The sequence below is a fragment of the Erwinia sp. QL-Z3 genome, from assembly GCF_004551645.1.
GTDB lineage: Bacteria > Pseudomonadota > Gammaproteobacteria > Enterobacterales > Enterobacteriaceae > Erwinia > Erwinia billingiae.
Genome location: NZ_CP037950.1, coordinates 2884109 through 2910641, shown reverse-complemented (window position 1 = coordinate 2910641; position 26533 = coordinate 2884109). Strand labels below are relative to the sequence as shown.

Annotated in this window: 26 protein-coding genes and 1 riboswitch; of the genes, 9 read left to right on the top strand and 17 right to left on the bottom strand. The window is 57.8% G+C overall.

All coding sequences use genetic code 11. The features are described 5' to 3' along the window. Positions 1 to 23: 23 nt before the first annotated feature. The gene (locus E2F51_RS14160) at positions 24 to 1838 is read left to right on the top strand and encodes a glycoside hydrolase family 15 protein (RefSeq protein WP_134823754.1); all 1815 of its coding nucleotides are present in this window, start codon (positions 24 to 26) and stop codon (positions 1836 to 1838) included. Between the two features lie 184 nt (positions 1839 to 2022). After that, on the top strand, positions 2023 to 3333 hold the full coding sequence (locus E2F51_RS14155) for a L,D-transpeptidase family protein (protein WP_134823753.1): 1311 nt from the start codon (positions 2023 to 2025) through the stop codon (positions 3331 to 3333). A gap of 48 nt (positions 3334 to 3381) precedes the next feature. On the opposite strand, the gene E2F51_RS14150 is transcribed toward E2F51_RS14155, so the two are convergent. Together E2F51_RS14150 and E2F51_RS14145 are read right to left on the bottom strand one after the other, a co-directional pair. Beyond that, positions 3382 to 4389: a DUF481 domain-containing protein gene (locus tag E2F51_RS14150; protein ID WP_013201392.1), complete on the bottom strand. Its 1008-nt coding sequence runs from the start codon at positions 4387 to 4389 to the stop codon at positions 3382 to 3384. A gap of 109 nt (positions 4390 to 4498) precedes the next feature. After that, a complete protein-coding gene (locus E2F51_RS14145) occupies positions 4499 to 5524 on the bottom strand; it encodes a CorA family divalent cation transporter (protein WP_041692244.1) in 1026 nt (341 codons plus the stop codon). Between the two features lie 225 nt (positions 5525 to 5749). Between E2F51_RS14145 and E2F51_RS14140 the strand changes: the two genes are divergently transcribed. Then, a complete protein-coding gene (locus E2F51_RS14140) occupies positions 5750 to 7360 on the top strand; it encodes an inorganic phosphate transporter (protein ID WP_134823752.1) in 1611 nt (536 codons plus the stop codon). A gap of 13 nt (positions 7361 to 7373) precedes the next feature. Beyond that, complete coding sequence (gene ppk2, locus E2F51_RS14135) at positions 7374 to 8294, top strand: polyphosphate kinase 2 (RefSeq protein ID WP_013201389.1); 921 nt, start codon at positions 7374 to 7376, stop codon at positions 8292 to 8294. An 80-nt stretch (positions 8295 to 8374) separates the two neighbouring features. Here the strand turns inward: ppk2 and E2F51_RS14130 are convergent, their stop codons facing one another. The 8 genes from E2F51_RS14130 to E2F51_RS14095 form a co-directional block, all read right to left on the bottom strand. Next, positions 8375 to 9577 carry an MFS transporter gene (locus E2F51_RS14130; protein ID WP_134823751.1) on the bottom strand — a complete coding sequence of 401 codons (1203 nt, stop codon included), beginning with the start codon at positions 9575 to 9577 and terminating at the stop codon, positions 8375 to 8377. Between the two features lie 65 nt (positions 9578 to 9642). Then, entirely contained in the window at positions 9643 to 10605 is a 963-nt protein-coding gene (gene dusC / locus E2F51_RS14125) for a tRNA dihydrouridine(16) synthase DusC (protein ID WP_134823750.1), read from the bottom strand. A 59-nt stretch (positions 10606 to 10664) separates the two neighbouring features. Further along, complete coding sequence (gene rhlE / locus E2F51_RS14120; RefSeq protein ID WP_134823749.1) at positions 10665 to 12107, bottom strand: ATP-dependent RNA helicase RhlE; 1443 nt, start codon at positions 12105 to 12107, stop codon at positions 10665 to 10667. 210 nt (positions 12108 to 12317) lie between these two features. Continuing rightward, positions 12318 to 13097, bottom strand: a complete 780-nt coding sequence (locus tag E2F51_RS14115; protein WP_134823748.1) for an anti-sigma factor — start codon at positions 13095 to 13097, stop codon at positions 12318 to 12320. Continuing rightward, complete coding sequence (locus E2F51_RS14110; protein ID WP_134823747.1) at positions 13094 to 13609, bottom strand: RNA polymerase sigma factor; 516 nt, start codon at positions 13607 to 13609, stop codon at positions 13094 to 13096. The genes E2F51_RS14115 and E2F51_RS14110 overlap by 4 nt, the downstream gene beginning before the upstream one ends. 24 nt (positions 13610 to 13633) lie before the next feature. Further along, complete coding sequence (locus E2F51_RS14105; RefSeq protein WP_134823746.1) at positions 13634 to 14161, bottom strand: tetratricopeptide repeat protein; 528 nt, start codon at positions 14159 to 14161, stop codon at positions 13634 to 13636. 31 nt (positions 14162 to 14192) lie between these two features. Then, positions 14193 to 14744 (bottom strand): cytochrome b, encoded by a 552-nt coding sequence (locus E2F51_RS14100; RefSeq protein WP_134823745.1) that lies wholly within the window; start codon positions 14742 to 14744, stop codon positions 14193 to 14195. Between the two features lie 121 nt (positions 14745 to 14865). After that, positions 14866 to 15255 (bottom strand): YbhQ family protein, encoded by a 390-nt coding sequence (locus E2F51_RS14095; RefSeq protein ID WP_013201381.1) that lies wholly within the window; start codon positions 15253 to 15255, stop codon positions 14866 to 14868. A 182-nt stretch (positions 15256 to 15437) separates the two neighbouring features. On the opposite strand from E2F51_RS14095, the gene E2F51_RS14090 reads away from it, so the two are divergent. From E2F51_RS14090 to E2F51_RS14080, 3 genes are read left to right on the top strand one after another with little or no spacing between them, the layout of a single operon-like run. After that, positions 15438 to 16199, top strand: coding sequence for an endonuclease/exonuclease/phosphatase family protein (locus E2F51_RS14090; RefSeq protein WP_053145997.1), 762 nt, complete (start codon positions 15438 to 15440; stop codon positions 16197 to 16199). Further along, positions 16196 to 17440, top strand: coding sequence for a cardiolipin synthase ClsB (gene clsB / locus E2F51_RS14085; RefSeq protein WP_013201379.1), 1245 nt, complete (start codon positions 16196 to 16198; stop codon positions 17438 to 17440). Before E2F51_RS14090 ends, clsB begins: the two co-directional genes overlap by 4 nt. Continuing rightward, positions 17440 to 18408: a lysylphosphatidylglycerol synthase domain-containing protein gene (locus tag E2F51_RS14080; protein ID WP_105759448.1), complete on the top strand. Its 969-nt coding sequence runs from the start codon at positions 17440 to 17442 to the stop codon at positions 18406 to 18408. The genes clsB and E2F51_RS14080 overlap by 1 nt, the downstream gene beginning before the upstream one ends. A 34-nt stretch (positions 18409 to 18442) precedes the next feature. Here the strand turns inward: E2F51_RS14080 and E2F51_RS14075 are convergent, their stop codons facing one another. Then, positions 18443 to 19153: a Bax inhibitor-1/YccA family protein gene (locus E2F51_RS14075; RefSeq protein WP_013201377.1), complete on the bottom strand. Its 711-nt coding sequence runs from the start codon at positions 19151 to 19153 to the stop codon at positions 18443 to 18445. Between the two features lie 273 nt (positions 19154 to 19426). Between E2F51_RS14075 and E2F51_RS14070 the strand changes: the two genes are divergently transcribed. Then, the gene (locus E2F51_RS14070; protein WP_134823744.1) at positions 19427 to 21373 is read left to right on the top strand and encodes a methyl-accepting chemotaxis protein; all 1947 of its coding nucleotides are present in this window, start codon (positions 19427 to 19429) and stop codon (positions 21371 to 21373) included. 8 nt (positions 21374 to 21381) lie between these two features. Here the strand turns inward: E2F51_RS14070 and E2F51_RS14065 are convergent, their stop codons facing one another. The 6 genes from E2F51_RS14065 to moaA form a co-directional block, all read right to left on the bottom strand. Next, on the bottom strand, positions 21382 to 22476 hold the full coding sequence (locus tag E2F51_RS14065; RefSeq protein ID WP_134823743.1) for a DUF1615 domain-containing protein: 1095 nt from the start codon (positions 22474 to 22476) through the stop codon (positions 21382 to 21384). Positions 22477 to 22562: 86 nt separating this feature from the next. After that, positions 22563 to 23015, bottom strand: a complete 453-nt coding sequence (gene moaE / locus E2F51_RS14060; RefSeq protein WP_013201374.1) for a molybdopterin synthase catalytic subunit MoaE — start codon at positions 23013 to 23015, stop codon at positions 22563 to 22565. 1 nt (position 23016) lies between these two features. Further along, complete coding sequence (gene moaD, locus E2F51_RS14055; protein ID WP_013201373.1) at positions 23017 to 23262, bottom strand: molybdopterin synthase sulfur carrier subunit; 246 nt, start codon at positions 23260 to 23262, stop codon at positions 23017 to 23019. Next, entirely contained in the window at positions 23255 to 23740 is a 486-nt protein-coding gene (moaC, locus tag E2F51_RS14050) for a cyclic pyranopterin monophosphate synthase MoaC (RefSeq protein ID WP_013201372.1), read from the bottom strand. The genes moaD and moaC overlap by 8 nt, the downstream gene beginning before the upstream one ends. Before the next feature lie 4 nt (positions 23741 to 23744). Next, positions 23745 to 24260, bottom strand: coding sequence for a molybdenum cofactor biosynthesis protein B (gene moaB, locus E2F51_RS14045; protein ID WP_013201371.1), 516 nt, complete (start codon positions 24258 to 24260; stop codon positions 23745 to 23747). 16 nt (positions 24261 to 24276) lie between these two features. Next, positions 24277 to 25266 carry a GTP 3',8-cyclase MoaA gene (gene moaA, locus E2F51_RS14040; protein WP_151038752.1) on the bottom strand — a complete coding sequence of 330 codons (990 nt, stop codon included), beginning with the start codon at positions 25264 to 25266 and terminating at the stop codon, positions 24277 to 24279. Beyond that, a riboswitch (molybdenum cofactor riboswitch) is annotated at positions 25253 to 25383 on the bottom strand. Its footprint overlaps the gene before it by 14 nt. Positions 25384 to 25569: 186 nt before the next feature. Between moaA and yvcK the strand changes: the two genes are divergently transcribed. Continuing rightward, on the top strand, positions 25570 to 26478 hold the full coding sequence (gene yvcK / locus E2F51_RS14035; protein ID WP_013201369.1) for a uridine diphosphate-N-acetylglucosamine-binding protein YvcK: 909 nt from the start codon (positions 25570 to 25572) through the stop codon (positions 26476 to 26478). Positions 26479 to 26533 lie beyond the last annotated feature (55 nt).

Below are 26533 nucleotides of genomic sequence, written 5' to 3'. Positions count from 1 at the left end.
CGTTCTTAACGCCGGGGAGCAACATGAGTGACATTAAACGGAAAATTGAAGACCACGGCGTGATCGGTGATCTACGCACCTGCGCATTAATCGCCAACGACGGCACGCTGGATTATTTTTGCTGGCCGGATCTGGACAGCCCGTCGGTCTTCACCGCCCTGCTGGATGGCGATGAAGCCGGCGTTTTCAGCATCGAACCTGACTGGCAGGATGTGCGCCGCCAGCAGCTTTACCTGCCGGATACCAACATTCTGCAAACCCGCTGGCTGGCCAAACAGGGCGTGGCGGAAATCACCGACTACATGCCGATTTGTCATCAGGATGAGGATCAGCCGCGCATTGTCCGCCGGATAAAAATGGTCCACGGGCACGCCACCCTTTCCCTGCGCTGCTCGCCGGTCCATGACTATGCCCGCGCTGACACCCGCGCCAGCCTGAAAGACGGCAGCGTGGAGTTCAGCGCGGAGGGCCAGCCCACCCTGCGCCTGTGCGGCAACGTCACCTTTAGCCTGAATGGCGCGGCGGCGGAGTCCAGCTTTACCCTGAAAGCCGGGGAATCGCGCGAATTTATTCTCGGCAGCGCCGACGACCGGCATCTCGATGAAGAGAGCAGCGAACAGTGCTTCCAGCAGACCCTGCACTACTGGCGTCACTGGAGTTCGAAAAGCACCTATAAAGGGCGCTGGCAGGAGATGGTCAACCGTTCTGCGCTGGCCCTGAAGCTGCTGACGTCCCGCAAGCATGGCTCGATCGCCGCGGCCGCCACCTTTGGTCTGCCGGAAGAGTTAGGCGGTGGACGTAACTGGGATTATCGCGCCTCCTGGCTGCGTGACGCGTCGTTCAGCATGTATGCGTTGATGCGGCTCGGTTATATCGATGAAGCCAAGCACTTCACCCATTGGGTTGGGCGCTGCGTGGAAAACAGCCATCACGATATTGAAAAATTACAGGTGATGTATCGCCTCGACAGCGGCACGGAACTGCAGGAGAGCGAGCTGCTCAATCTGTCGGGGTATGCCAACTCCACGCCGGTCAGAATTGGTAACGATGCCTGGCGGCAGACCCAGCTGGATATCTATGGCGAGCTGATGGACGCGATCTATTTAGCCAATAAATACGGCGAAGCGATTTCGCATCGTGGCTGGACGCATGTCAGCAAGATGATTGATTACGTCAGCGAAAACTGGGAGCAGGCTGACGCCGGGATTTGGGAGATGCGCGGCGAGCCGCAGCATTTCCTGCACTCGCGGCTGATGTGTTGGGTGGCGCTGGACCGGGCGGTGCGCCTCGGCGAGAAACGCTCGCTCTCCTTCCCGTACGACCGCTGGTGCCGGGCACGGGATGCGATCCGCGAGGATATCTGGACCAATTTCTGGAACGAAGAGCGCGGCCATTTTGTCGCCACGCGCCACGGTAACTTTGTTGATGCGTCGATGCTGCTGATGCCGCTGGTGCGCTTTGTCGGCGCCACCGATCCGGACTGGATTTCCACATTGGATACCATCAAAGAGAAGCTGGTGAGTGACGGGCTGGTACGGCGTTACAACCTGGAAGAGACTCCGGCCGACGGGCTGGAAGGCGATGAAGGCTCTTTTACCGCCTGTTCATTCTGGTACGTGGAGTGCCTGGCGCGGGCCGGTCGGGTGCAGGAAGCGCACTTTGAGTTTGAAAAGCTGTTGAGCTATGCCAATCCGCTGGGGCTGTATGCCGAAGAGTTTGACCATCAGGGACGCGCGCTGGGCAATACGCCGCAGGCCTTGAGTCACCTGGCCCTGATCAGTGCCGCCTTTTTCCTCAACCGAAAACTGAGTGGCGACGATCCGCTGTGGCAACCGTGACGGCAAATCGTGCGGTTTGCCTGGCGTCAGCCGTTTTCCCTGACCATTTTGCGTAAAGTTAGTTCAACTGTTACAAATCCTGGTTTCTTCCTAATGGGTTATGACCATATAATGTGCAGCCGGTTGAACCTGACCGGCCACAGGCTCATTTATCCACTGTTACAGGCGCTTCATTTTAAAGAATATGAAAAAAAGCATTCGCGCGTTAGCCACCTTAGTGCTGGCCTTTACGGCATACAGCCAGTCAGCCTCTGCGGTTGTTTATTCCCTGCCTGCGGCCAACAGCCGTGTGATCGGCGAGAACCTGCAGATCACCGTGCCTCAGGACAGTAAACTCCCGCTGGAAGCTTTTGCTGCACAGTACCAGATGGGCCTGAGCAATATCCTCGAAGCCAACCCAGGTGTTGATGTTTACCTGCCAAAAGCCGGAACCAAGCTGATCATTCCTCAGCAGCTGATCCTGCCAGACGCACCGCGCGAAGGCATCGTGATCAACAGCGCCGAAATGCGTCTGTACTACTACCCGAAAGGCACCAAAACCGTGGTTGTCCTGCCGGTCGGTGTGGGCGAGTTGGGCAAAGATACCCCAATCAACTGGACCACCACCGTTCAGCGTAAGAAAGACGGTCCAACCTGGACGCCAACCAAAAAAATGCATGAAGATTCTGTGGCTGCGGGCTCCCCTCTGCCAACCATCTTCCCTGCCGGCCCGGATAACCCGATGGGCCTGTACGCGTTGTATATCGGCCGCCTGTATGCCAGCCACGGCACCAACGCCAACTTCGGTATTGGTCTGCGTGTGAGCCACGGCTGTGTGCGTCTGCGTGCTGACGACATTAAATGGCTGTTCGACAACGTGCCGGTCGGCACCCGCGTTCAGTTTATCGACCAGCCAATCAAAGCGACCGTTGAGCCAGACGGCTCTCGCCTGGTGGAAGTGCATAACCCACTTTCCCAGACCGAAGAGCAGTTCAACTCTCGTGAGCCGGTGCCGTTGTCTATCACTCCAGTAGTAAACAAAGTGATCAGCGATGCCAGCGTCGATACTGCGGCGATGGAAAACGCGCTGAAAGCCCGTACTGGTATGCCAACCAAAGTGAACGGTGCGGCGGATAACCAGCCTTCAGCGCCACTGGTGGTGCAGGAGCAGGAAGGTGCGTTGCCACATGAAGAGCCAATGACGCCAGTGACCCCACAGGGCGCGAACGTGATGGATCCGAATGCTGCGCCGGCCGATGCCCAGCCTGCAGCCCCAGCGGACACCACTGCACCGGCTGCTCCGGCTGCACCGGTCAATCCAGAGAACGGCGATCCGGCACAGCAGGCGCCGCAGAATGCGCAGCCAGCCGCGCCAGCAGCCCCTGCACAGCCAAACGACAGCACCTTTGTGGTGCCAAAGCAGCCTGGTCCGATTTACGAATCTAAACCGGCTTCCGTACCGGCTAAAGCCACCGCACCTGTTGCGGTTGCACCGGCAGCAAACACCCAGTCTTAAGCGACTGGGTGATAAAAAAACGGGCCTGATGGCCCGTTTTTTTTTGCTCTACCACTTCACGCCCAGCCCGGTGGTGAAATCCCGCTCGTTAAGGGTATCCCGGGTACCGCTGACCAGATTATGGCGGTAAGTGATATTCAGCGACGACCAGTTGTTAAGCTGGTAGCGTAAGCCCACTTCCGCATCCAGACTGACCACCCCATCGTCGTCCAGCGAGTGGCCAAGCTCACCGTCGGTGAACAGGGTCAGCTCTTTACCGCGCAGGAAGCGTTGATAATCCCAATGCACCGACGCGCCATAGTGACGGTCGGAACTGCCATCGCTGTAGGCATAGCCAAAGGCGCCGCCGAGAAGCGACAGTGAAAACGATCCCAGCTCATCATCCCAGAACTGATAGCCGGGCCCGGTGCCAATCAACGCCTGGCGGGAAAGATCTTCCACCCAGTCACGTTTATAGGTTGCCCGCCCCTGCCAGAAATACTGGTCGCGAAACATATAGTCCAGCGAGTATCGCAGACTGTAGTTATCGGTATTCAGGCTGTCGTCTTCTTTCTCGCGATCGTAAGTGCCGCCGAGGTCGTTGCGCCACTTGCCCACGTTGATCTTGTTGCTGAACGCCAGGTTGTAATCCTGGGTGTGCGTGGAGGCTTTTTTCAGGCTGACGCCGGCATCGACCTTCCCTTGCCAGTCCAGCTTATCGGACGGCTCTTTCGGCTTCATAAACTGTTCGAACTTGTCGACCGCCACCCGCTGCTGGTCATTGCCCCGACGCACGACGATATAGCCTGCATCGGCCGCTTCCAGCCGGGCCTGAATCTGTGGCGTATTTTTACCGGTGCTGACATCCAGCTTGTCGCTGGACAGCGTGCTGACCGCGCTCCAGTTGAGGGAAACCGTGCCGCCATAAGGCGTGTCGATCAGCAGCTTACCGTCGCTCAGTGAACGCACCTTGCCGCTCAGACGATCGCCGTTTTTCATCCAGACGGTATCGGCCTGCGCCAGGCCGGGCAGCAGCAGACAACCGGCCAGCAGGTGAATGGGCTTAGGGACAAACATAACCGGTAATTTTACCTTCAGCTGACGAGACGAAAGACCTCCCTCTTTATACACCAGTGGAACGCCGGCGCGGTAATCTGAGGGAAATTTTCCGATAAATCAGATGGGGTTAGAGTTTATCCCGCCGCCGCAGCGTCAGCCAGGCGGCGATACAGGTAAACAGCGTCACCAGTAACACCAGCAAAATAAAACCGTGCGGATTGTTGGCCAGCGGAACGCCGCCAACGTTCATGCCAAAAAAACCGGCGATAATGTTGATCGGCAACGCCAGCACGGTGATCACCGTCAGGGTAAACAGCGTGCGGTTGCTCTGCTCCATCTGCCGGGAAGCGATCTCTTCCTGCAGCAGGCGGATGCGCTCCGTCAGGCCAATCAGATCGTTCAGCACCACGGTGAACTCCTCGGTGAACTGGCGTAAATCCTGCACCACCTGGCGGTCCAGCCAGCCCGGCGGGCGGTTGATCAGCCGGAACAACGCTGCCGGTTCCGGTGCCAGTAAGCGCTGAAAACGTAACAGCATCCGCCGCAACCGACCCAGCTCGCTGCGGTTGCTTTTGATATGGTGGCTGAGCAGCCGCTCTTCGATCTGATCGACCACCTGATTGGCCTGACGCACGATCTGCTCCAGCACCGTTTCCTGCTCTACCAGTAAATGGGTCAGCAGCTCGGTCGAGGAGTGCAGCACCAGCTCATCAAGCTTGTCGTTCAGCCGTTCAATCAACCGCACCGGCTTAAAGCGGGCGCTGACCACCAGCCCGGCGCGGCACCAGATCCACAGCGTGGCGTTCTGTTCGCTGTTTTCTCGCGCATCGAAAATCACGTCGTTCAGCACCGCCATCAGCGCATCGTTCTGCCGCTCGATGCGGGTACTGTGCGAACCGTGTTGGATCTCATCGAAGAAGTCTTCATCCACCGCAAAATTGTTCTTCAGCCAGCGCGCAGAGGCGGCATGACTGAGGTTGACGTGCAGCCAGATAAATCCTTCGCCCTGCTGCTGTTGCCAGGCCTGGCAGGCCTGCTGAGCCGTCAGCGGCCGCGGCTCCGCGCCGCTGTGGAAGCAATAGCCGTAAATCAATCCGGCGACATCATCGGTAAAGTCGGGTTTCTGAATGGTCAGTGGCTGGCGATGGGTCATAGTCAGGCGGGCCGTCAGTAAAGTGTCACCGAACGGTAACGCAACTCTATTACAGAGAGTTGACTGCCAGCGGCACAGCACCGTTAAATTTTCGATCCAGCCGCTTCTGGAGGCGACGATCAACTTCATCTCTTTGTCACAAAACCTGCGTACACCGACTGTGAGACGTCATTCTCACCAAGGCGTCAGGTCAGTTTTCCTTAGCCAACCCGTTCACGAGGTTTTATGAGCCATAACAGTGCGATTCAGCAGGGCCAGGCCAGCGCCGGGCACCCGCCTATTTATGGGAAAAATAGCCGCTTCTCGGTGATGTTGTTTATTCTGCTGGTGATCCTGGGGATTGCCTTCGCCGGCGTTAACCTGTTCAACGATGTCAGCGATGCCGGCGGCGTGGTCACCAGCTATGTTCCCTTCCTGCTGTTGGGAATGGCGCTGCTGATTGCCCTCGGCTTCGAGTTTGTTAACGGCTTTCATGACACCGCCAATGCGGTTGCGACCGTCATCTACACCCACTCAATGACGCCGAATATCGCGGTGATGTGGTCCGGCTTCTTCAACTTCCTTGGGGTGTTGATGTCCAGCGGCGTGGTCGCCTTCGGCATCATCTCGCTGCTGCCGGTCGAGCTGATCCTGCAAGCGGGAACCGGCACCGGCTTCGCCATGGTGTATGCCCTGCTGTTCTCGGCCATTATCTGGAACCTCGGCACCTGGTGGTTCGGCTTGCCGGCCTCGTCGTCCCATACGCTGATTGGCTCGATTATCGGCGTGGGTGTGGCGAATGCCTTGATCCATGGCCGCACCGGCACCAGCGGCGTGGACTGGGGACAGGCGCTGAAAGTGGGGTATGCCCTGCTGTTCTCGCCGATTATCGGCTTTGTGTTCTCCGCCGCGCTGCTGCTGATTATGAAACGGCTGGTCAAAAAGCCCGAACTGTACACCGCGCCAAAGAGCAACGAGAAGCCGCCGACCTGGATCCGCGGCTTGCTGATCCTCACCTGTACCGGCGTTTCCTTTGCCCACGGATCGAATGATGGTCAGAAAGGGATGGGCCTGATCATGCTGATCCTCGTCGGCACCATGCCTATCGCCTATGCGCTGAACCGCTCAATTCCGGCGGAACAAAGCCCGCGCGTTGCCGCACTGGCGACCGTGACCCAGCAGCAGCTGCTGCAACTGTCGCCGGGCGTCACGCCGCCCGCCGCGCCGCATACCGTGCTGACCGACTATGTGCGGACCGGCACCATGAATGCCAACGTGATGCCCGCGCTGGCGGCGCTAACGGGCGCGATCGGTAATCAGATCCGCCAGTACGGTACGGTCGAAAAGATCCCTGCTCAGGCGGTGTCGAATACCCGAAACGATATGTATCTGGCCTCCGAAACCATCAAGCATATGAAAAGCGATGAGCAGCTAAAAATCCCGGCGCAGACCCAGCATGACCTTGATGCGCTGAAGGTCGAGCTGGATAACGCCACCCGCTTTATCCCGTGGTGGGTGAAGGTGGTGGTGGCCATCGCGCTGGGCCTCGGCACCATGGTCGGCTGGCGTCGTATCGTGGTCACCGTGGGCGAAAAAATCGGTAAAACGCACCTGAATTATGCGCAGGGTGCCAGTGCAGAACTGGTGGCGATGGCCACCATCGGCGCGGCGGACGTTTTCGGCCTGCCGGTTTCCACCACCCACGTGCTCTCTTCTGGCGTCGCCGGCACCATGGCCGCCAACCGCTCCGGCCTGCAAATGTCGACCCTGCGCAATCTGCTGATGGCGTGGGTGCTGACGCTGCCGGTCTCCATTTTGCTTTCGGCCACCCTTTACTGGCTGTTTACTCACTTCTAATCGGGAGAAAACTATGGCTATGCAAGGTAATGATTTTAGCAACGAGCATTTCCACCAGCGTCTGCTGCAGGAGTTCTATGACAGCTACGACGAAGAGCTGGAAATGGAACTCGATGATATCCGCTTCGGCGAGCAGCAGCAGGCCCCTGAACCGGGTGAAAAGGCCTGGCGTAAATACTACTTCCGCGAGCTGCTGCGTCTGCAGGGCGAGCTGGTGAAGTTGCAGGACTGGGTAACGCGCACCGGCCACCGGATGGTGATCATTTTTGAGGGGCGGGATGCCGCCGGCAAAGGCGGCGTGATCAAGCGCATTACCCAGCGCCTGAACCCAAGAACCTGCCGGGTGGCGGCCCTGCCTGCGCCCAACGATCGCGAGCGCACACAGTGGTATTTCCAGCGCTACATTGCCCATCTGCCTGCCGCGGGCGAAATCGTGCTGTTCGACCGCAGTTGGTATAACCGTGCCGGGGTGGAACGGGTGATGGGCTTTTGTAACGATGCCGAAGTGGAAGAGTTTTTCCGCAGCGTGCCTGAGTTTGAAAAGATGCTGACCCGCAGCGGCGTGCAGATTGTGAAGTACTGGTTCTCGATTACTGATGAAGAGCAGGAACTGCGCTTCTTAAGCCGCATTCACGATCCGCTTAAGCAGTGGAAGCTCAGCCCGATGGATCTGGAAAGCCGCCGCCTGTGGGAGGATTACACCGAAGCGAAAGAGATTATGCTGGCGCGCACCCATATCGACGAAGCGCCATGGTGGGTGGTTCAGGGCGTCGATAAGAAGAAGGCGCGACTGAATTGCATCAGCCATCTGCTGCGTCAGGTGCCTTACGAAGATACGGAAGAGAAGAAAATCGCCCTGCCGCCGCGTGAGCGTAACGAGGATTACCGCCGCTCGCCGGTGCCGGACAATATGATCGTGCCGGAAATCTACTAAACAAAACGGGCGGAGAGCCAGCCGACGTGCCAGGGTCTGGTCGTCGTTGTCTCTCCGCCCGTCTATTGATGCGGCCGGGATTATCGCCAGGTGGTCACCGTTTCTCGTTGGGCGATCAGCTGCAGCCGGAGCGTCAGCGCAAAGGCAAACAGCACCACCACCGCCGCACCGAGATAGATCGAATCCACGCCCCAGTGCCCAATCAGCAAACCGGCAATCGGCCCGGTGATCCCCAGACCAAAATCGAGGAAGGCGGAATACAGCCCCAGTGCCGAGCCCTGATTTTGCGGTGCCACCTGACGGATGGCTTCCACGCCCAGCGCCGGGAATATCAGCGAGAAGCCCGAGCCGGTCAGGAAGGCCCCGGCATCGACCATCAGCACCGAACCGCCCTTCCAGATCATCACCAGCCCGATACATTCAATCGCAAAGGAGACCAGCGAAACGCGAATGCCGCCAAAGCGGCCAATATAGCTGCTGAACACCAGCCGCATGGCGATAAAGCCGAGGCTGAACAACGTCAGTGAGAAGGCGGCACCGCTCCAGTCATGGCTGGCGAAGTAGAGAGTAATAAAAGTGGCAATGGTGCCGAAACCGACGGTGCCCAATCCGAGGCACAAGCCATACACCCAGATGCGGGAAAAGACCTGATTGAACGGGATGCGCTGCCCAACGGCCACCACCACCGCAGGACGTCTGGTCGCCAGCCAGAAGCCGAAGATCGCCATCAGCATGATCAATACCGCAAAGCCGGGAATGCCGAACATCGAGTTGAGGATCACCCCCAGCGGCGCACCCACTGCCATCGCCAGATAGGTTGCCACGCCGTTCCACGAGATCACCCTTGCGCTCTGCACCGTGCCGACAATATTGATGCCCCAGAGTATCGAGCCGGTGGCGGTCAGGCTTTCGCCTAAACCGAGGAAGATACGGCCGATGGCCAGCAGAATCAGGCTGGTTAACGGTGTGGCTTCGTACATCACCGCCAGCAGCGTGAACAGCCCGCTGGTGCCGCACAGCAGCAGCCCCACCAGCACCACTTTTTTCGGTCCCAGCAGATCGGCATAGCGCCCCGACTGCGGACGGCTAATCAGCGTAGCGAAATATTGCAGGCTGATAATCAGGCCGGCCATAAACGAGCTGTAGCCGAGCTGGTTATGCACATAACCCGGCAACACCGCCAGCGGCAGACCGATCGACAGGTAACAGAAGAAGGTGAAAACCACCACAGAGATGATGCGTTTATTGAGCTGTGCATTGGATAATGCGGGGGTCGAAGACATACCGGCGCCAGGAATTAGTGTGTGATGTAGCTCACATCATACCCTTAGCACGCTAAGATATCCCCTTAAGAATTGTGATAAATGTGACTGGCAGGTTGCCAGGCAGTGATGAACCGTTGGATCTCGTTCGAGGTTTTTAGCGCACGAATGTGACTGAACAAGTCGCTGGCTTCGTCATACTCTTTGCGCAGATAGCTCAGCCACTGTTTGATGCGGGCAACGTGATACAACCCGGTGTCGCCTTCCTTCTCCAGCAGCACGTACTTTTTCAGCAGCATCACCACCTCGGGCCACGGCATACGCGGCTCGTTGTATTTGATCACCCGGCTCAGGTTCGGCACATTGAGCGCCCCACGGCCAATCATCACCGCATCACAGCCGGTCACCTGCATACAGTCCTGCGCGCTCTGCCAGTCCCAGATTTCGCCGTTGGCGATCACCGGAATGGTCAGCCGCTGACGGATCTCGCCAATCGCCTGCCAGTTAATGCGCTCGGGTTTGTAGCCGTCTTCCTTGGTGCGGCCGTGTACCGCCAGCTCCGTCGCGCCAGCCTGCTGCACCGCATCGGCAATTTCAAACTGCCGGTCACCGGATTCCCAGCCCAGCCTGACCTTCACCGTCACCGGCAGATGCGCCGGCACCGCGTCACGCATCGCTTTCGCTCCGCGATAAATCAGCTCGGGATCTTTCAGTAAGGTCGCCCCACCGCCGCTGCCGTTGACCGTTTTGGACGGGCAACCACAGTTGAGATCCACGCCCCACGACCCCAGTTCCACCGCACGCGCAGCATTTTCTGCCAGCCATTGCGGGTATTGACCCAACAGCTGGATGCGCACAAGCGTGCCAGAAGAGGTGCGGCTGGCATGGTGAAGTTCAGGGCAAAGGCGTTGGAAGGATTTAACCGGCAATAGCTGGTCGACAACCCGGAGAAATTCGGTGATGCAGAGATCGTACTCGTTGACGTCGGTGAGCAGTTCGCGCACCAGAGAGTCCAGCACGCCCTCCATCGGGGCAAGTAAAACGCGCATGTCACAACCTGTTCGTAGCGTTGAGAAGGGGGATCTGGCGATCCCCCCGGAAGAAGTGCTTACGCTGGGTTAGAGCGGCGCTGACGGGTTTTGTTGGTGCGTGGTGCCCCGTTGCTGCTGCCTTCAGTGCGGGCAGAACCCGAACCTGCAGCCGCCGGACGACGCTGACCGTTACCCTGGCTACGTTCGCCGGTGGCAGACTGGCTGCGCTCGCCGCCGTTGCCGCCGCCGTTACCCCGACCGCCCTGACCGCTGCGATTTCCGCCGCCGCCTGGCGCACCGCGACCACGACCACCGCCGCCGCCACCTGCACCGCCACGCTGCTGCTGACGACCGTTAAGGATCGGCTCAGCTTTGATCGACGGATCCGGCTCGTAGCCTTCAATCGCCATACGTGGGATTTCACGCTTCAGCACGCGCTCGATATCACGCAGCAGTTTCAGCTCATCGACACAGACCAGAGACAGCGCTTCACCAGTGGCTGCCGCACGGCCGGTACGGCCAATACGGTGCACGTAGTCTTCCGGTACGTTTGGCAGCTCAAAGTTCACCACGTGTGGCAACTCGGAGATATCGATGCCGCGAGCGGCGATATCGGTCGCCACCAGCACACGGATTTTGCCTTCTTTAAAGTCGCTCAGCGCGCGCGTACGGGCACCCTGGCTCTTGTTGCCGTGGAGGGCCGCAGACGTAATGCCATCTTTGTTCAGCTGCTCAGCAAGGTGGTTAGCACCGTGCTTGGTACGGGTGAAGACCAGCACCTGCTGCCAGTTATCACGGCCAATCAGGAACGACAGCAGTTCACGCTTACGCTTCTTATCAACCATGTGAACGTGCTGAGTGATCTGCTCGGAAGCGGTGTTGCGGCGCGCCACAGACACTTCTTCTGGATTGTGCAGCAGCTTCTCGGCCAGGCCTTTGATCTCGTCAGAGAAGGTGGCGGAGAACAGCAGGTTCTGACGCTTGGCAGGCAGTTTGGCCAGCACGCGACGGATATCGTGAATGAAGCCCATATCCAGCATACGGTCGGCTTCATCCAGCACCAGGATCTCAACTTTAGAGAGGTCCAGTGCGTTCTGATGTTCCAGGTCCAGCAGACGGCCAGGTGTCGCCACCAGCACGTCAACGCCGCTGCGCAGTTTCATCATCTGCGGGTTGATGCTCACGCCGCCGAAGACCACCAGCGAACGCAGATCCAGGTACTTAGAGTAATCCTGGACGTTTTCCCCGATCTGAGCCGCAAGCTCACGGGTTGGGGTTAAGATCAGCGCACGAACCGGGCGACGACCTTTTGGATGCGGGTTGTGGCTGCTCAGCAGCTGTAAAACCGGCAGCGTAAAGCCCGCGGTTTTACCGGTACCGGTCTGGGCGCTGGCCATCAGGTCGCGACCTGCCAACACTACCGGGATTGCCTGACGCTGGATCGGCGTAGGCTCGTCGTAACCCTGTTCTGCAACAGCACGCAAAATATCGGCATTCAGGCCGAGAGAATCAAATGACATAAAATTGACTGACTCCGGATCCGCCCTGATCGCGGTAAGCGATGTAGTTTCCAGGGGGAGAATATGACGCCAGGCTTCGCCTGACGTTTGAAAGGGAGCACAAACCACGGTGCGTAAGCGCCGGATTATAACAGATGTTATGCCCACACAGAGAGAGTTTCTTTGTGTGGGTCAATTCTGCCCCCTTCCCGGGCACTCATGCGGGCCGTTTCAGACCGCCGCCGACAGGCTGCTGGCGACCCTACGCAGCTCTGCTGCGGGCTTGTGGCCTATCAGCATAAAGCTGTGTTGTTGCTGCTGCCAGTACACCACGTTCATACCACGGCGTTGCTCTTCGGCAAATCCGCGATCCGTCGGGTGAACCGCGCCGGTAATGCACAGCGCCAACGGCCCGCTGTTTGGGTCATCCCAGACAATCTGCGCAATGGCCTTGTCATCGTAATTCAGCATTCTTGCGCCCTTGAACGCGCTGCCGGGAAGCGATAACGCGCTGGCGGAGAGCGACAGGCCCAGGTGACTGCTGACGCTGGCTATCTGCTGCTGCATGGCGCTGTCAGAAGGTGAAACCCCTTCAAAGGTCTGATGGGTGTACAGCGCCATATATTGCGCCACGGTATCCCGCCAGCCATCATCATTATCAAACAGCCGTCTGCCTTTCATGCCGCCGACCACGCCCAGCGCCAGCGCAGATACCGTTGCGGCAATCAGGGTTCTGCGGCTGATGCCTGCAGACGGCGGCTTCTGCGGCTGCGCCAGTGCGGCGCTGAGCTTTTGCTGCAGGCGATCCTTCGGCGCTTCCTGCAGTAAAGGCGCAAAGGCAGCCGAAAAGTCCACGCTGGCGCGATCGAGCTCGGCCAGTCGCTCGGCCAGCTCCGGGTCATCACTGAGCATTTTTTCCACCTGCTGATGCTGTTGAACCGTGAGTTGCTTATCAAGCCAGGCCACCAGCACCTCGTCGGAAATGGGCGCGCCGTTCTGCCACTGGGTCATACTTCCCCCCTTTTGTTACGTCTGACGCCCACCACCACGCCTTTGGCCAGCGTCTGTCTGGCGTTTGCCAGTCGGCTCATGATGGTGCCAATCGGCACCGCCAGCGTGTCGGCGGCTTCCTGATAGGTAAAGCCCTCAACGTAGACCAGGAACACGGCATTGCGCTGGGCTTCCGGCAGGCGGTTGATCCGTTCACGCACCTGCTGCGCCCAGAGGTGATCGGCTTCGCCTTCGCTTAGCTGGAACGCCTGCTCATCCACATCATCAATATTTTGCTGTTGCGTCAGATGGGTGGCCCGAACCTGATTGATCCACACCGAATGCAGAATGGTAAACAGCCAGCGGTCCAGGCGGGTGCCGGGAACATACTGGCTGCTTTTTTCCAGCGCGCGCAGGCAGGTCGCCTGCACCAGATCTTCGGCCACATCCCGTTTGCGGGACAGCACCAGCCCGTAACGCCATAAACGCGCCAGATAAAGCGGCAGTTCAGCGCGAATATTGTGGTGATTCACCGGTGCTCCTTGGGCTGCCGTGGATTAACTTTCCGGGTGGCCATCGATGGCGGCAGAGAGATCGCGGTACTCTTCGCAACCGGTGCCACAGATGCCTTTGATAATATTCAGCTGCTCACGCGCCATCGCCGGCTGCTGCTTGACCATATAAGCCTCACCGAGGTATTCCCGGACTTTGGCGTAATGCGGATCGAGGGCGATAGATTTCTGATAATAGCCAATCCCTTCGTCGGTGCGTCCCAGCTTGCGAGTGGCGTAACCGCGATAGTTCCAGGCTTTGGCGGTATTGGGTTCTTTCAGCTTATTCAGCGTTTGCAGCGCCTCATCATAGCGGCCGGCTTTCGCCAGCGCGTAGGCATAGGCGGTGCGGTCATTATCATTGATCATACTGGTTTTATCGGCCACACAGCTTTTGGCTTTTTTATCGTAGATCTGCCCTTTCGGACAGGTTGGCGGCTTGTCATCATCATCGCCCATGGCGTGAACCATTCCGCTCACCAGCACGCCCGATAAGGCGGCCAGGCATAACACACGACTGATTTTGATCTTCATTTTTGTGACTCCGGTAGAGTACAGCAGAGGGTTACTTCAGTTTTGGGATCATGCGTTTTAACGTGCCGTCGCGCAGCGCGTAATGGTGCAGCAGCGCCACCACGGCGTGGCCGCCGGCCAGAACAATAATCAGCCAGGCGTTGTAGTAATGAAGCGATCCCAACAGCTTACGCAATGAACTTTCGATATAAACCAGATCGGACAGATCGCCGAAGTTGAAGAAGGCGAACGGTTCGCCCTGCGCCCAGCGAAACAGGAAACCCAACACCACCTGGGCGATCAGCAATAAATAGAGCAGGCCGTGGACGGATTTCGCGCCGACATGCGCCGCGCGGGAAGGGCTGGCCGGCGGCAGACGGCGGCCTTTACTGATGCGCCAGACAATGCGCACCACCATCAACAGCGCCAGCAGCAGGCCAAAAGAGATATGCAGTGATTGCAGGTCATGGCGCAGCGGCGTGCCTTTTTCCAGTCGTGACCACACCTGATAGCTGGCAAACAGAAAAATGACGTCAAGCGCCGTCAGCCAGTGCAGGGCAATGGTGAGCCGGTCATAATGAACAGGAGCGGAAGTCTGGTGCATGATGATGTTCCCCGTGATTAATTACAGGGTTAACAGTTCAGGGCAGGATTTTATTCAGGTCGTTTTGTTCTAAGGAAGGCGTTTCTTATAAAGAACAGGCCACTTTCGTGGCCTGTTGTGCTTAGCGGTGACGCTGGCGAGCGCGAACAGGCTCTTTAGCCAGCAGAGAGACCACACAGGGTCCGGTCAGCATTAGCACACCAACACAACCCAGCAGCAGGTTGTTGTGGATCACGCGGGAGAGCATATAAAGCACCAACATCGCTGCGCCAAAATAGTAGGTGGTGGTGACGTCTTCTAAGAAGTCGCCCACCCGGCGCAGACGTGGCAGTCGCTGAGTCAACAACATGGCGGTAAACACGCTGGCATACATCGCCAGAAATACCGTGCTGACCTGCAGCAATGCCTGGTGCTTCCAACCCCACACCAACCCTGCAATCAGCAGAAGGTGGAGCGCGATATGTACACAGGTTTGTCCGGTGACAATCTGAATACGGTTAGACCATTTCATTTTCTTCTCCTGGCAGACCCAACAGAGGTCGCCCAGCCTTGTTAACACAGTAAGTGATAACGAATTTCCTCAGACTAACGTAGTTTTCGGATAATGCCGCAAAGAACGCCGTTTCAGGGCACTCTTTTGTGACAAAGACTACACTTTACCTTTCGTACATTGAAAAGGAGAGCGCGCACAGTATGGCACAAAATGCTCAAGGATTTTCATTAAAAGTCCTGACGATCAATACACACAAAGGTTTTGCCGCTTTTAATCGCCGCTTTATCCTGCCTGAACTGCGTGATGCAGTGCGTGCAACCGCGGCGGATATTGTCTTCTTACAAGAGGTAATGGGGGCGCCTGCCATCAACCAATTGAAGGTTGAGAACTGGCCAGACACACCTCATTACGAATTTTTGGCCGACACCATGTGGAACGACTATGCCTATGGCCGCAATGCGGTTTATCCCGAAGGACATCATGGTAACGCCATCCTGTCCCGCTACCCGATCCTGAAGTTTGAAAACCGCGATATTTCGGTGGAAGGCACTGAAAAACGCGGGCTGCTGCATTGTCAGGTTGCCATTCCCAGCCACGAGCAGCCGCTGCATGCCATCTGCGTGCACCTGGGTCTGAAGGATGCCCACCGCCATGCGCAGCTGAAACTGCTGTGCGATCTGGTCAACAGCCTGCCGGCCGATGCGCCGGTGGTGGTCGCGGGCGACTTCAACGACTGGCAGCAAAAAGCTAACGCGGTGCTGAAAAAAGGGGCGGCGCTGGAAGAGGTATTCAGCCGCAAGTTTGGCCGTCCGGCACGCACCTTCCCTGCCCGCTTCCCGCTGCTGCGCCTTGACCGGATCTATGTCCGTAATGCCGGGATCAGCCATCCGCAGACCATCCCGCTGCGTCCCTGGTCCCATCTGTCCGATCATGCCCCGCTGGCTGTGGAGATCCACCTATGAAAATGGAATGGCGTGACGGTAACCGCCTGCGCCTGCTGGAAAATGGCGAACAGTATTTTCCGCGAGTCTTTGAAGCCATTCGGCGGGCGAAGGAAACCGTGCTGTTGGAAACCTTTATCCTGTTTGAGGACGAGGTGGGAAATGCGCTCCATGAGGTGCTGCTGGACGCGGCCAACCGCGGCGTCAAAGTGGAGATGATGGTGGATGGCTACGGCTCCAACGATCTCTCAACCGAATTTACCCAAAGCCTGACGGCGGCCGGTGTACGTTTCCTTTATTACGATCCGCGCCCGCTGATCTTTGGTATGCGTACCAATATCTTCCGTCGCCTGCACCGTAAAATTGTGGTCTGCGACGGGGAGATTGCCTTTGTCGGCGGCATCAACTTCTCCGCTGAGCACAATTCCAGCTATGGCGCAGAAGCCAAGCAGGATTATGCGGTGGAAGTGAAAGGCCCAATCGTCGATGACATCACGCTGTATGTGCAGCAGGCCATCAACAGCGAACAGGTGACTCGCCGCTGGTGGGGCGCCCGCTCCCATCGCCCGGCGAAAAATGTGACGCCTGGTGATGCGCAGATCCTGTTTGTCTGGCGGGACAATGACCAGCACCGTGATGACATTGAGCAGCACTATATCGATATGCTGCGTAGCGCAAAGCAGGAAGTGATCATCGCCAACGCCTACTTCTTCCCCGGCTATAAGCTGCTGCGGGAGATGCGCAGTGCCGCACAGCGCGGCGTGTCGGTGAAGCTGATTGTACAGGGCGAACCGGATATGCCGATTGTTAAGGTGGGCGCCGAGCTGCTCTATAACTACCTGGTGGGCGGCGGTGTGGAAGTGTATGAATATATTCGCCGTCCGCTGCATGCCAAAATTGCTGTACAGGATAACCACTGGTCGACGGTGGGTTCCAGCAATCTCGATCCGCTGAGCCTGTCGTTAAACCTTGAGGCTAACCTGATGATCCACGACCGCACCTTTAACGAAGTGATGCGTGGCAATCTCAACCGCCTGCTGACAGAAGATTGCCAGCGGGTGGAGGAGAGCCAGTTACCCAAACAGAACTGGCGCCAGCTGGCAAAAAGCATCGTGGTGTTCCATTTCCTGCGTCATTTCCCGGCCATTGCTGGCTGGCTGCCCGCGCATACGCCGAAACTGGCGCAGATTGCGCCGCCGGTGCAGCCAGAGCTGGAAACCCAGGACCGTGTTGAATCCGACAATGAGCGAGTAAAACCCTGATGTCTGCTGCGCATTCCCGCTGGAAGTGGGTGAAGAAAATTCTCACCTGGCTGTTCTTTATCGCCGTTATCGTGCTGCTGGTTATTTACGCGCGCAAGGTCAACTGGCACGACGTGGTTGAGGTGATCAGCAACTATAACCGCTTTGCTATTTTGGCCTCTGTCGCGCTGGTGGTGGTCAGCTACCTCACCTATGGCGTATACGATCTGATCGGCCAGGCCTATTGCGGTCACAAGCTGCAAAAACGCCAGGTGATGCTGGTGTCGTTTATTTGTTATGCCTTTAACCTGACGCTCAGCACCTGGGTTGGCGGCGTGGCGATGCGCTACCGGCTCTATTCCCGGTTAGGGCTGGATGGCAGCACCATCACCCGTATTTTCTCGCTCAGTATTGCCACTAACTGGTTGGGTTACGTGCTGGTGGCCGGCGTGGTGTTCACCTCCGGCTGGGTGCCGATCCCGTCAGGCTGGTTTATTGGCGAAGGCACGCTGAGAACCATCGGTGCGGCGCTGCTGGTGTTTGTGGTGGTTTATCTGGCGCTGTGTGCCTTCTCTAAACGCCGCCGCTGGACCGTCAAGGGCCACAAGCTGGCGCTGCCCTCTTTCCGCATGGCGATGTTGCAGTTTGCGGTATCCAGCGCCAACTGGCTGGTGATGGGCGCGATTATCTGGCTGCTGCTGGCGCAGAAGGTCGACTATCCGCAGGTGCTGGGCGTGTTGCTGATCAGCAGTATTGCGGGCGTGATTATTCATATTCCGGCGGGGATTGGCGTGCTGGAAGCGGTGTTCCTGGCGTTGCTGGGCGGTGAGCATCTGTCGCACGGTTCGATCATTGCCGCGCTGCTGGCGTATCGCGTGATCTACTTTATTGCCCCGCTGTTGCTGGCGCTGGTGCTCTATCTCTGGCTGGAAAGTCGGGCGAAGTCATTGCGGGCGATGAACGAGCGGGAGAGAGAGAAACAGGCGTAAAACAAAGGGGGCGACGGGAGTCGCCCCCTCTTTCTTAGCGGCGGTTACCGAAAATACGCAGCAGCATCAGGAACAGGTTAATAAAGTCCAGATACAGCGTTAATGCGCCCATAATGGAATAACGACGCAGGTTCTCTTTGTCTTCAACATTGATCCCCTCACCGATATTTTTCAGTTTCTGCGTGTCATACGCCGTCAGCCCGACAAACACCAGCACGCCGATATAGGTCACGGCCCACATCAGCGCGGTGCTTTTCAGCCAGATGTTCACCACGGACGCCAGCACGATCCCGATCAGCGCCATAAACAGCATGCTGCCCATGCCGCTCAGGTCGCGCTTGGTGGTGTAACCCCAGAAGCTCATCACACCAAACATGCCGCCCGCCACCAGGAAGGTCCCGGCGATGGAGGAGTAGGTGTAGACGAGGAAAATGCTCGCCATGGTTAAACCGGTCAGCGCGGAGTACAGCATAAACAGGCCGGTGGCGACCGCCCCGCTCAGCTTATGCACCATACCGGACAGCACGAACACCAGACCGAGCTGCACAATAATCAGGCCATAGAAGGTGATGCGGTTAGCGAAAACCATCTCCATCACCGCAGGCGTGTTGGCGGCAAACCACGAAACAAACGCGGTCAGCAACAGACCGCAGGTCATCCAGCCATACACCTGTGCCATATAGGTCTGCAGGCCGGTATTGGCCTGCGAAACCATAGAACTGTCGGAACGTGGATATCGATCCATGATGCTCTCCTGATGCTTAAATTAACGATGTGAACACAGGGAAAAGGCGCAACGCGCCCCGCCCCGGTCGTGGTTAAGTCTGGCACACTCAGGGGAAGATAAGCCAGTCCTGCCCCGGGCTTTTTACGTAAGCGTTTATCCGGCATGGACGTTATCGGCGGAAACCGCTCTCGCCCGCATAAAGATTGTCCATATTTTGCCGATAGAGTGAACAGATGGAGAACAGCTAACAGGAAGTTAATACGCGTCATCTCTTACATCGGGGAAGCCAGAATGCAGACCACGTCGTCACCTAAGCGGAAAATGAGCACGCGCACGCTTATGCTCCTGACCGGAGCCCTGACCATCACGCTGGGCTTCACTATCACCATTGGTTTTCTCAGCTGGGAGTCCAGCCAGCAGCAGCGCAAGCTGGCAGAGAATTATCTCGGCCAGATTGCCGAGAGCAAGGCGTTAAGCGTACAGAAGGACCTGGATTATGCCCGTACGGTCGCACGCAATCTTGGCCAGAGTTTGATTGCCCTGCCCCCGGCCGGGATCACCGACCGTAAGATCGGCGAAGCGCTGATGAAGTACTCCCTGAAACAAAATCCTGACTATCTGTCGATGTCGGTAATTTTCGAAGAGAACGCCTTTGATGGCCGCGATGCCGAGTTCGCGCAGCAGCCTGACGCGCCGCCTAAAGGCCGTTTTGCTCGCTTTGTCGATCGCGACAGCAGCGGCAATTTTGCCCTGCATAACCTCGACTCAATCTTCAAGCCCGGCCAGGGCGACTACTATCTGGTCCCACAGAAACTGCAGCAGGATATGTTGATTGAGCCTTACAGCTACGCCTATAACGGCGTGCCGACCCTGCTGACTTCGGTCGCGGCGGTGGTGATGGACGATAACAAGCTGAAAGCGGTGATCACCTCCGATATTTCGCTGGCGTCGCTGCAGAAAACCGTCGGGGCCATCAAGCCTTGGGAAGGCGTGGGTTACGCTCTGCTGCTGTCCAACAAGGGACTGGTGGTCTCCAGCCCGGATAAAGCCATGTCCGGCAAGCCGTATAAAGGGGAAACCGACAAGTTTACCCAGCAGGTCGTGGAGCATTTTGACGACTCGCTGGGCGAAAAGGTGCTGGAAACCTGGCGACCGGTCACCGTCGGCAACAGCCAGTTCCCGTGGTATCTGGGCATCGTCACTCCGGTCAGCGCGGTGATGGCTGAAGCCAACCGTCAGCTGATGAACGCGCTGATTATGATGATTCTCAGTATTGTCATCGTGTGCTCGGTGCTGGGTCTGCTGTTCAGCCGTAAGATTTCTAAACCGATCGGCGGCGAACCTTCACAGGCCGCAGCGATTGCGCTGGGCGTCTCCGAAGGCAATCTGACTGCCGACATCCCAGTGGGCGATCGTGACCGCCAGAGCATTTTCTTTGCCATGCAGACCATGCAGCAGCAGTTGAGAACCATGGTCGGCGAGATAATCTCCGCCAGTGATTCGGTCCGTCAGGGTGCCGAAGAGATTGCTTCCGGCAATCTGGATTTGGCCTCACGCACTGAACAACAGGCGGCAGCGCTGGAAGAGACGGCGGCCAGCATGGAGCAGCTAACCGCCACGGTGAAGCACAATGCTGATAACGCCCATCAGGCCACCTCGTTAACCGAAAACGCCACCGATATCGCGCAACGCGGCGAGTCGCTGGTGCAGCAGGTGGTGCAGATCATGCAGCAAATTGATGAGAGTTCCCGGAAAATTGGCGCGATCACCAGCATCATCAACGGCATTGCCTTCCAGACCAATATTCTGGCGCTGAACGCGGCGGTAGAAGCAGCGCGCGCAGGCGAACAGGGTCGCGGATTTGCGGTGGTGGCGGCAGAAGTTCGCAGCCTGGCGCAGCGCAGTGCCAACGCGGTTAAAGACATTTCCGCGCTGATTGGCGAATCCACCTTACGCGTTAATCAAGGGGTGTCGCTGGTGCAGGATGCAGGCAAGACCATGCAGGAGATGACCACCGCGGTGAACTCGGTGAAAACCATTATTGGCGAGATTGTGCATGCGTCCGACGAGCAGTCGCAGGGGATTGGTCAGGTGACGGTGGCGGTCAATCAGATGGATGGCGCCACTCAGCAGAACTCGGCGCTGGTTCAGCAGATGTCTGCTGCCGCCGCTTCGCTGGAGGACCAGGCGAAGCAGCTGGCGCAAACCGTGCAGATTTTCCGGCTGGATGCCGCCTAAGGCGTCGGTTACTTCCCGCGCGCCAGGCAACTCTGGTAACGACCGTCGACGCGCTGGGCAAACCAGGCGGTGGTCAGATTGCGGGTGATTTTTGGGCTTTCCAGCTTAATGCCTGGCAGCATCTCACGCGGTTGAGGTCTGCCAGCATTTTTATCCGCCATCGCAAACACCTTTTTCCACAAATCGGTTTTAACAAAGTCTTCGCTGTCGCCCTTCTCCAGCGCGCTGCGGATGCTGCGGTTGCTCATATCCAGACGCGTGCTTAGCGTCCTGACCGCCAGCTCCGTCGATCCCGCCGCATCTGAACCGTACTGAATCAAATCACCGTCCAGCGCCAGTTTAATGCCGCTTAACCGCGAAACGGCGGCCTGGAAGGCGGCGTTGCGGCTGGCATACCATCCGGCATTAAAGTCAGCAAAGCGGTAGATCTGGCGGGTGTAATCCGCCGGATAGCCCAGCAGGTGCATGGTGCCAAACCACACGCCGCCACGCCGGCTGAACACTTCGCGGCGAATCGAGCCATCAACCGGATACGGATAGCCTTTGGCATGGGCTTCGGCAAACTCAATGCTGACCTGCATCGGGCCGCCGGTATGGATTGGATTCAGATTGCCAAACAGCGTCTGCCCCATCGGCACCATATCGATAAAGTCATCGAAAATGGCGCTCAGCTCTTTTTCGCTGCGCACGTTGTCCAGGCGATCGGTGTAGCTTTTGCCATTCGGCGATTTGATCATCAGCGCGGTACGCACCACGAACGACGGGATATGCAGCTTGCCAGCGCGGCGATCGATTTCGCCCCAGGCAATTTTCGGCAGCCCAGGCACATTGGCATCGGCATTAAAGGTGGATTCCTGATCGGTGACCGCAATCACCGAACAGAGATTGCTGACCGACGGCTCAAGCCCCTGGCCATTAAAGGCGGCGAAGATATCGTTGCTCCAGCCCTGACGATCGCTCACCTTGGCCGGTAACAGGCGGGAAATTTTCGCCTTGACGTCCACCGGACGCTGCTCGGGGAGGGACTTTTTAGGCTGGCTGCTACACCCTGCCAGCACCATCAGTGCCAGCAGAGATAGGCGTTTGGAGAGGGAACCGATCATGACTTTCCTTGTTCTGTAATAACGACCGCCCCGAGGTTACACAGCGCAGCGGCAATAATCCATCGGAGGCGGCTGAATGCGGGCGGTTACTTCCAGCGCGCGGCGGACTGACGATCGCTGTCACGCGATTCAACCCAGCGATCGCCTTCCGGCGTGGCTTCACGCTTCCAGAACGGGGCTTTGGTTTTCAGGTAATCCATAATGAATTCGGCGGCGGCAAAGGCCCCGGCACGGTGCGCGCCGCTGACGCCCACCATCACAATCTCATCGCCGGGAAACAGTTCGCCAATGCGGTGGATCACCGTGACGCGCTGCATCGGCCAGCGTTCACGCGCCTCAGCCACGATCCCGGCCAGCGCTTTTTCGGTCATTCCAGGATAGTGCTCCAGCGTCAGCGCAGACACGTTGTCACCCAGGTTGTGATTGCGCACTTTGCCGGTAAAGGTCACGACCGCGCCGTCTTCATCACAGGCCGCCAGCCAGCGATACTCTTCGCCCATATCAAAAGGCGCCTGCCCGACTCTGATCCGCGTTTCCATCTTACCCTCCGGTAACCGGCGGGAAGAAAGCCACTTCATCCCCCGCTTTCAGCGCGTGCTGCGGTGACACCAGCGTCTGGTTAACCGCCGACAGCACTTTGCCGGACTCCAGCGCCAGCGACCAGCGGTCGCCCTTCGCCGCCAGCACCGCACGCAGCTCGTCTACCGTGGCGTAATCCCGGGTGACGGTGATGCTGCCGGTACCGACCAGCTCACGCGTCTGGGCAAAAAACAGCACGTTAATCATCAGACACCGCCTTAAAATCACCCGATTTGCCGCCACTTTTGCTCAGCAAACGGCACATCTCAATGCTGATATCTTTCTGCACCGCTTTGCACATATCGTAAATGGTCAACGCGGCCACGGAGGCGGCGGTCAGCGCTTCCATCTCGACCCCGGTTTTCCCGGTGAGACGGCACAGCGACTCAATGCGGACCTGGCTGTTTTCCACATCCGCCGTCAGCGTCACTTCCACTTTGCTCAACAACAGCGGATGGCACAGCGGGATCAGCTCCCAGGTGCGCTTGGCGGCCTGGATGCCGGCGATGCGCGCGGTGGCGAATACGTCGCCTTTATGATGGCTGCCGTCGACAATCATCTTCAGCGTCTCGGGACGCATCTTCACAAAGGCTTCGGCACGGGCTTCGCGCACCGTTTCGGCCTTGGCGGAGACGTCCACCATGTGCGCCTCGCCAGAGGCATTAATATGGGTCAGTTGCGACATAAGTTCAGGGCTTCTTCACATGCGAAACAAAATTACAGGGACGGGTGCGGGCATCCAGCTGGTCCTGAATGATCCTTTCCCACGCGCTCTGGCAGGCATTGGTTGATCCCGGCACGGCAAAAATCACCGTGCCGTTGGCCACACCGGCCACGGCGCGTGACTGCAGGGTTGAGGTGCCGATATCTTCATACGAGATCATGCGGAACAGTTCGCCGAACCCTTCAATCTCGCGGTCAAACAGCGGCAGCAGGGCTTCTGGCGTGCAGTTTTTAGTGTTAAAGCCGGTGCCGCCGTTAATCAACACCACCTGAACATCACTGCTGGCAATCCAGCTGGAGACCACCGCGCGGATGCGATAACGGTCATCTTTCACCAGCGCATGATCCAGCACCTGGTGGCCCGCTTCGGCCAGCGCTTCACGCAGATAGTCGCCAGAGCTGTCACTGGTCGCATCGCGGCTGTCGGAAACGGTGAGTACTGCTACGTTGAGCGGCATAAATTCAGCCGAAGGTTTGCCCATTTTAACGTCCTTAGTGTTAACCGCCGATATAAGAGAGATTCTGCGTAATGCCGGTATTGCCCTGATGCAGGAAATGCGTCTGCTTTTTGGTACGCAGGCTGGCGGCAATCCGCTCCTGTAACGCATCCTGCTGATCGTCATTTTGCAGCAGGTCACGCAGCGACACGCCGCCATCGCCAAACAGGCACAGATGCAGCTTGCCGGTGGCGGAAACCCGCAGACGGTTACAGGTGGCACAGAAATCTTTTTCGTAAGGCATGATCAGGCCAATCTCGCCCTGATAATCCGGATGACGGAACACCTGCGCCGGTCCGGCACTGCGTTCACTGACCTGCCGCTCCCATCCCTGTAGCAACAGGCTGGCGCGGATCACCTCACCGGAAATATGGTGTTTGCGGAACAGGTCGCCGCCGTCGCCGGTTTCCATCAGCTCGATAAAGCGTAGCTGAATGGGACGGGTGCGGATCCAGTCGAGGAAGGTTTGCAGACTGTTATGATTGACGTCGCGCATCAGCACGGTATTGACTTTCACCTTGCTGAAACCGGCCTCAAACGCCGCATCGATGCCGTTCATCACCTGCTGGAATTTATCCTGACCGGTGATGGCATGAAACTGACGGGCATCCAGACTGTCTATGCTGACGTTGAGTGCCGTCAGACCGGCGTCGCGCCATTGGGCAACGTCACGCGCCAGACGATAGCCATTGGTGGTGACCGCCAGCTGGCGGATTGCGCTGTTTTCACGCACCGCCGCGATAATCTCGGTGAAGTCGCGGCGCAACGAGGGTTCGCCGCCGGTCAGACGCACTTTTTCCGTCCCCGCCGCCGCAAAGGCACGGGTAACACGCCGGATTTCATCCAGCGACAGGAAGCTTTTATTGCTGTTGCCCTGCGGCTTGTAACCGTCAGGCAGGCAATAGTTGCAACGGAAATTGCAGACGTCAGTGATCGACAGACGCAGGTAGTAAAACTTGCGATCGAAGCTATCTTGAAATTGTGACACCAGAACACCTTCCAAATCGGGAGATGCAGGCATTTCTTTCTGCACCCTGGCAACGCGAGGTTGCGGCCAGGACACCGTATCAGGAGACTTAGGTGTCAGGGCTAAGTGTGATTTACCGAACACCGGTAAATCATGGTGGTAAAATTCTACCGCTAACCGGAAAGCCTTACCACAACAGACTTTCGCTATGTATTTTGATATATAACGTTTTTTGTCGGCAGATCACCGTTACTTTCGCTAAAATTGCCGTATTGCCAGCAGCTTGGCTGATTCATCAATAAAGCATCAACATAATGAAGGATTTTTATGCGTAATCGCACATTAGCCGATCTCGACAGAGTGGTGGCTTTAGGTGGCGGACATGGCCTTGGCCGTGTGATGTCTGCCCTTTCCCCTTTGGGTTCGCGCCTTACCGGCATTGTTACCACCACCGACAACGGCGGCTCCACCGGCCGCATCCGCCGTTCTGAAGGCGGCATCGCCTGGGGCGACATGCGCAACTGCCTGAATCAGCTGATCGCCGAACCCAGCGTCGCCTCGGCGATGTTTGAATATCGCTTTAGCGGTAACGGTGAGCTGGCCGGTCACAATCTTGGCAACCTGATGCTGAAAGCGCTGGATCACCTTAGCGTGCGGCCGTTTGAAGCCATCAACCTGATCCGCAATCTGCTGAAGGTCGACGCCTTTCTGATCCCGATGTCCGAGCAGCCGGTCGATCTGGTGGCGGTCGACAGCGAAGGCAACCAGATCTACGGCGAAACCGAGATTGACCAGATGCAGCTTCCGCCGCAGGAACTGCTGCTTTCCCCCAACGTCAGCGCCACCCGTGAAGCGATTGAAGCAGTGGGCGAAGCGGATTTGATCCTGATTGGCCCCGGCAGCTTCTACACCAGCCTGATGCCGCTGCTGCTGATGCCGGATATGGCACAGGCACTGCGCCGCACGCCCGCCACCATGGTCTTTATCGGCAACCTCGGGAAAGAATTAAGCCCGGCGGCCGCGCAGCTGACGCTGGCGGGCAAGCTGGAGATGATGGAAAAATATATTGGCAAGAAAGTGATTGATGCGGTGGTGGTTGGCCCGGCGGTGGACATCAGCAATGTCAGCGGCCGGCTGATTATTCAGGAACCGCTGGAAGCGGCGGATATCAAATACCGCCACGATCGCCAGTTGCTGCACATCGCGCTGGAACACGCAATTCAGGCCATTCAGTAAGACTCTTCAGTAAGGCCAGAGCGGGGAAGCCGTCCGGCGTTTCCCCGCTCCTCTG

Coding starts and splice junctions, on each gene's coding strand:
- E2F51_RS14160 (WP_134823754.1), top strand. CDS start 24: ATGAGTGACATTAAACGGAAAATTGAAGACCACGGCGTGATCGGTGAT.
- E2F51_RS14155 (WP_134823753.1), top strand. CDS start 2,023: ATGAAAAAAAGCATTCGCGCGTTAGCCACCTTAGTGCTGGCCTTTACG.
- E2F51_RS14150 (WP_013201392.1), bottom strand. CDS start 4,389: ATGTTTGTCCCTAAGCCCATTCACCTGCTGGCCGGTTGTCTGCTGCTG.
- E2F51_RS14145 (WP_041692244.1), bottom strand. CDS start 5,524: ATGACCCATCGCCAGCCACTGACCATTCAGAAACCCGACTTTACCGAT.
- E2F51_RS14140 (WP_134823752.1), top strand. CDS start 5,750: ATGAGCCATAACAGTGCGATTCAGCAGGGCCAGGCCAGCGCCGGGCAC.
- ppk2 (WP_013201389.1), top strand. CDS start 7,374: ATGGCTATGCAAGGTAATGATTTTAGCAACGAGCATTTCCACCAGCGT.
- E2F51_RS14130 (WP_134823751.1), bottom strand. CDS start 9,577: ATGTCTTCGACCCCCGCATTATCCAATGCACAGCTCAATAAACGCATC.
- dusC (WP_134823750.1), bottom strand. CDS start 10,605: ATGCGCGTTTTACTTGCCCCGATGGAGGGCGTGCTGGACTCTCTGGTG.
- rhlE (WP_134823749.1), bottom strand. CDS start 12,107: ATGTCATTTGATTCTCTCGGCCTGAATGCCGATATTTTGCGTGCTGTT.
- E2F51_RS14115 (WP_134823748.1), bottom strand. CDS start 13,097: ATGACCCAGTGGCAGAACGGCGCGCCCATTTCCGACGAGGTGCTGGTG.
- E2F51_RS14105 (WP_134823746.1), bottom strand. CDS start 14,161: ATGAAGATCAAAATCAGTCGTGTGTTATGCCTGGCCGCCTTATCGGGC.
- E2F51_RS14100 (WP_134823745.1), bottom strand. CDS start 14,744: ATGCACCAGACTTCCGCTCCTGTTCATTATGACCGGCTCACCATTGCC.
- E2F51_RS14095 (WP_013201381.1), bottom strand. CDS start 15,255: ATGAAATGGTCTAACCGTATTCAGATTGTCACCGGACAAACCTGTGTA.
- E2F51_RS14090 (WP_053145997.1), top strand. CDS start 15,438: ATGGCACAAAATGCTCAAGGATTTTCATTAAAAGTCCTGACGATCAAT.
- clsB (WP_013201379.1), top strand. CDS start 16,196: ATGAAAATGGAATGGCGTGACGGTAACCGCCTGCGCCTGCTGGAAAAT.
- E2F51_RS14080 (WP_105759448.1), top strand. CDS start 17,440: ATGTCTGCTGCGCATTCCCGCTGGAAGTGGGTGAAGAAAATTCTCACC.
- E2F51_RS14075 (WP_013201377.1), bottom strand. CDS start 19,153: ATGGATCGATATCCACGTTCCGACAGTTCTATGGTTTCGCAGGCCAAT.
- E2F51_RS14070 (WP_134823744.1), top strand. CDS start 19,427: ATGCAGACCACGTCGTCACCTAAGCGGAAAATGAGCACGCGCACGCTT.
- E2F51_RS14065 (WP_134823743.1), bottom strand. CDS start 22,476: ATGATCGGTTCCCTCTCCAAACGCCTATCTCTGCTGGCACTGATGGTG.
- moaE (WP_013201374.1), bottom strand. CDS start 23,015: ATGGAAACGCGGATCAGAGTCGGGCAGGCGCCTTTTGATATGGGCGAA.
- moaD (WP_013201373.1), bottom strand. CDS start 23,262: ATGATTAACGTGCTGTTTTTTGCCCAGACGCGTGAGCTGGTCGGTACC.
- moaC (WP_013201372.1), bottom strand. CDS start 23,740: ATGTCGCAACTGACCCATATTAATGCCTCTGGCGAGGCGCACATGGTG.
- moaB (WP_013201371.1), bottom strand. CDS start 24,260: ATGGGCAAACCTTCGGCTGAATTTATGCCGCTCAACGTAGCAGTACTC.
- yvcK (WP_013201369.1), top strand. CDS start 25,570: ATGCGTAATCGCACATTAGCCGATCTCGACAGAGTGGTGGCTTTAGGT.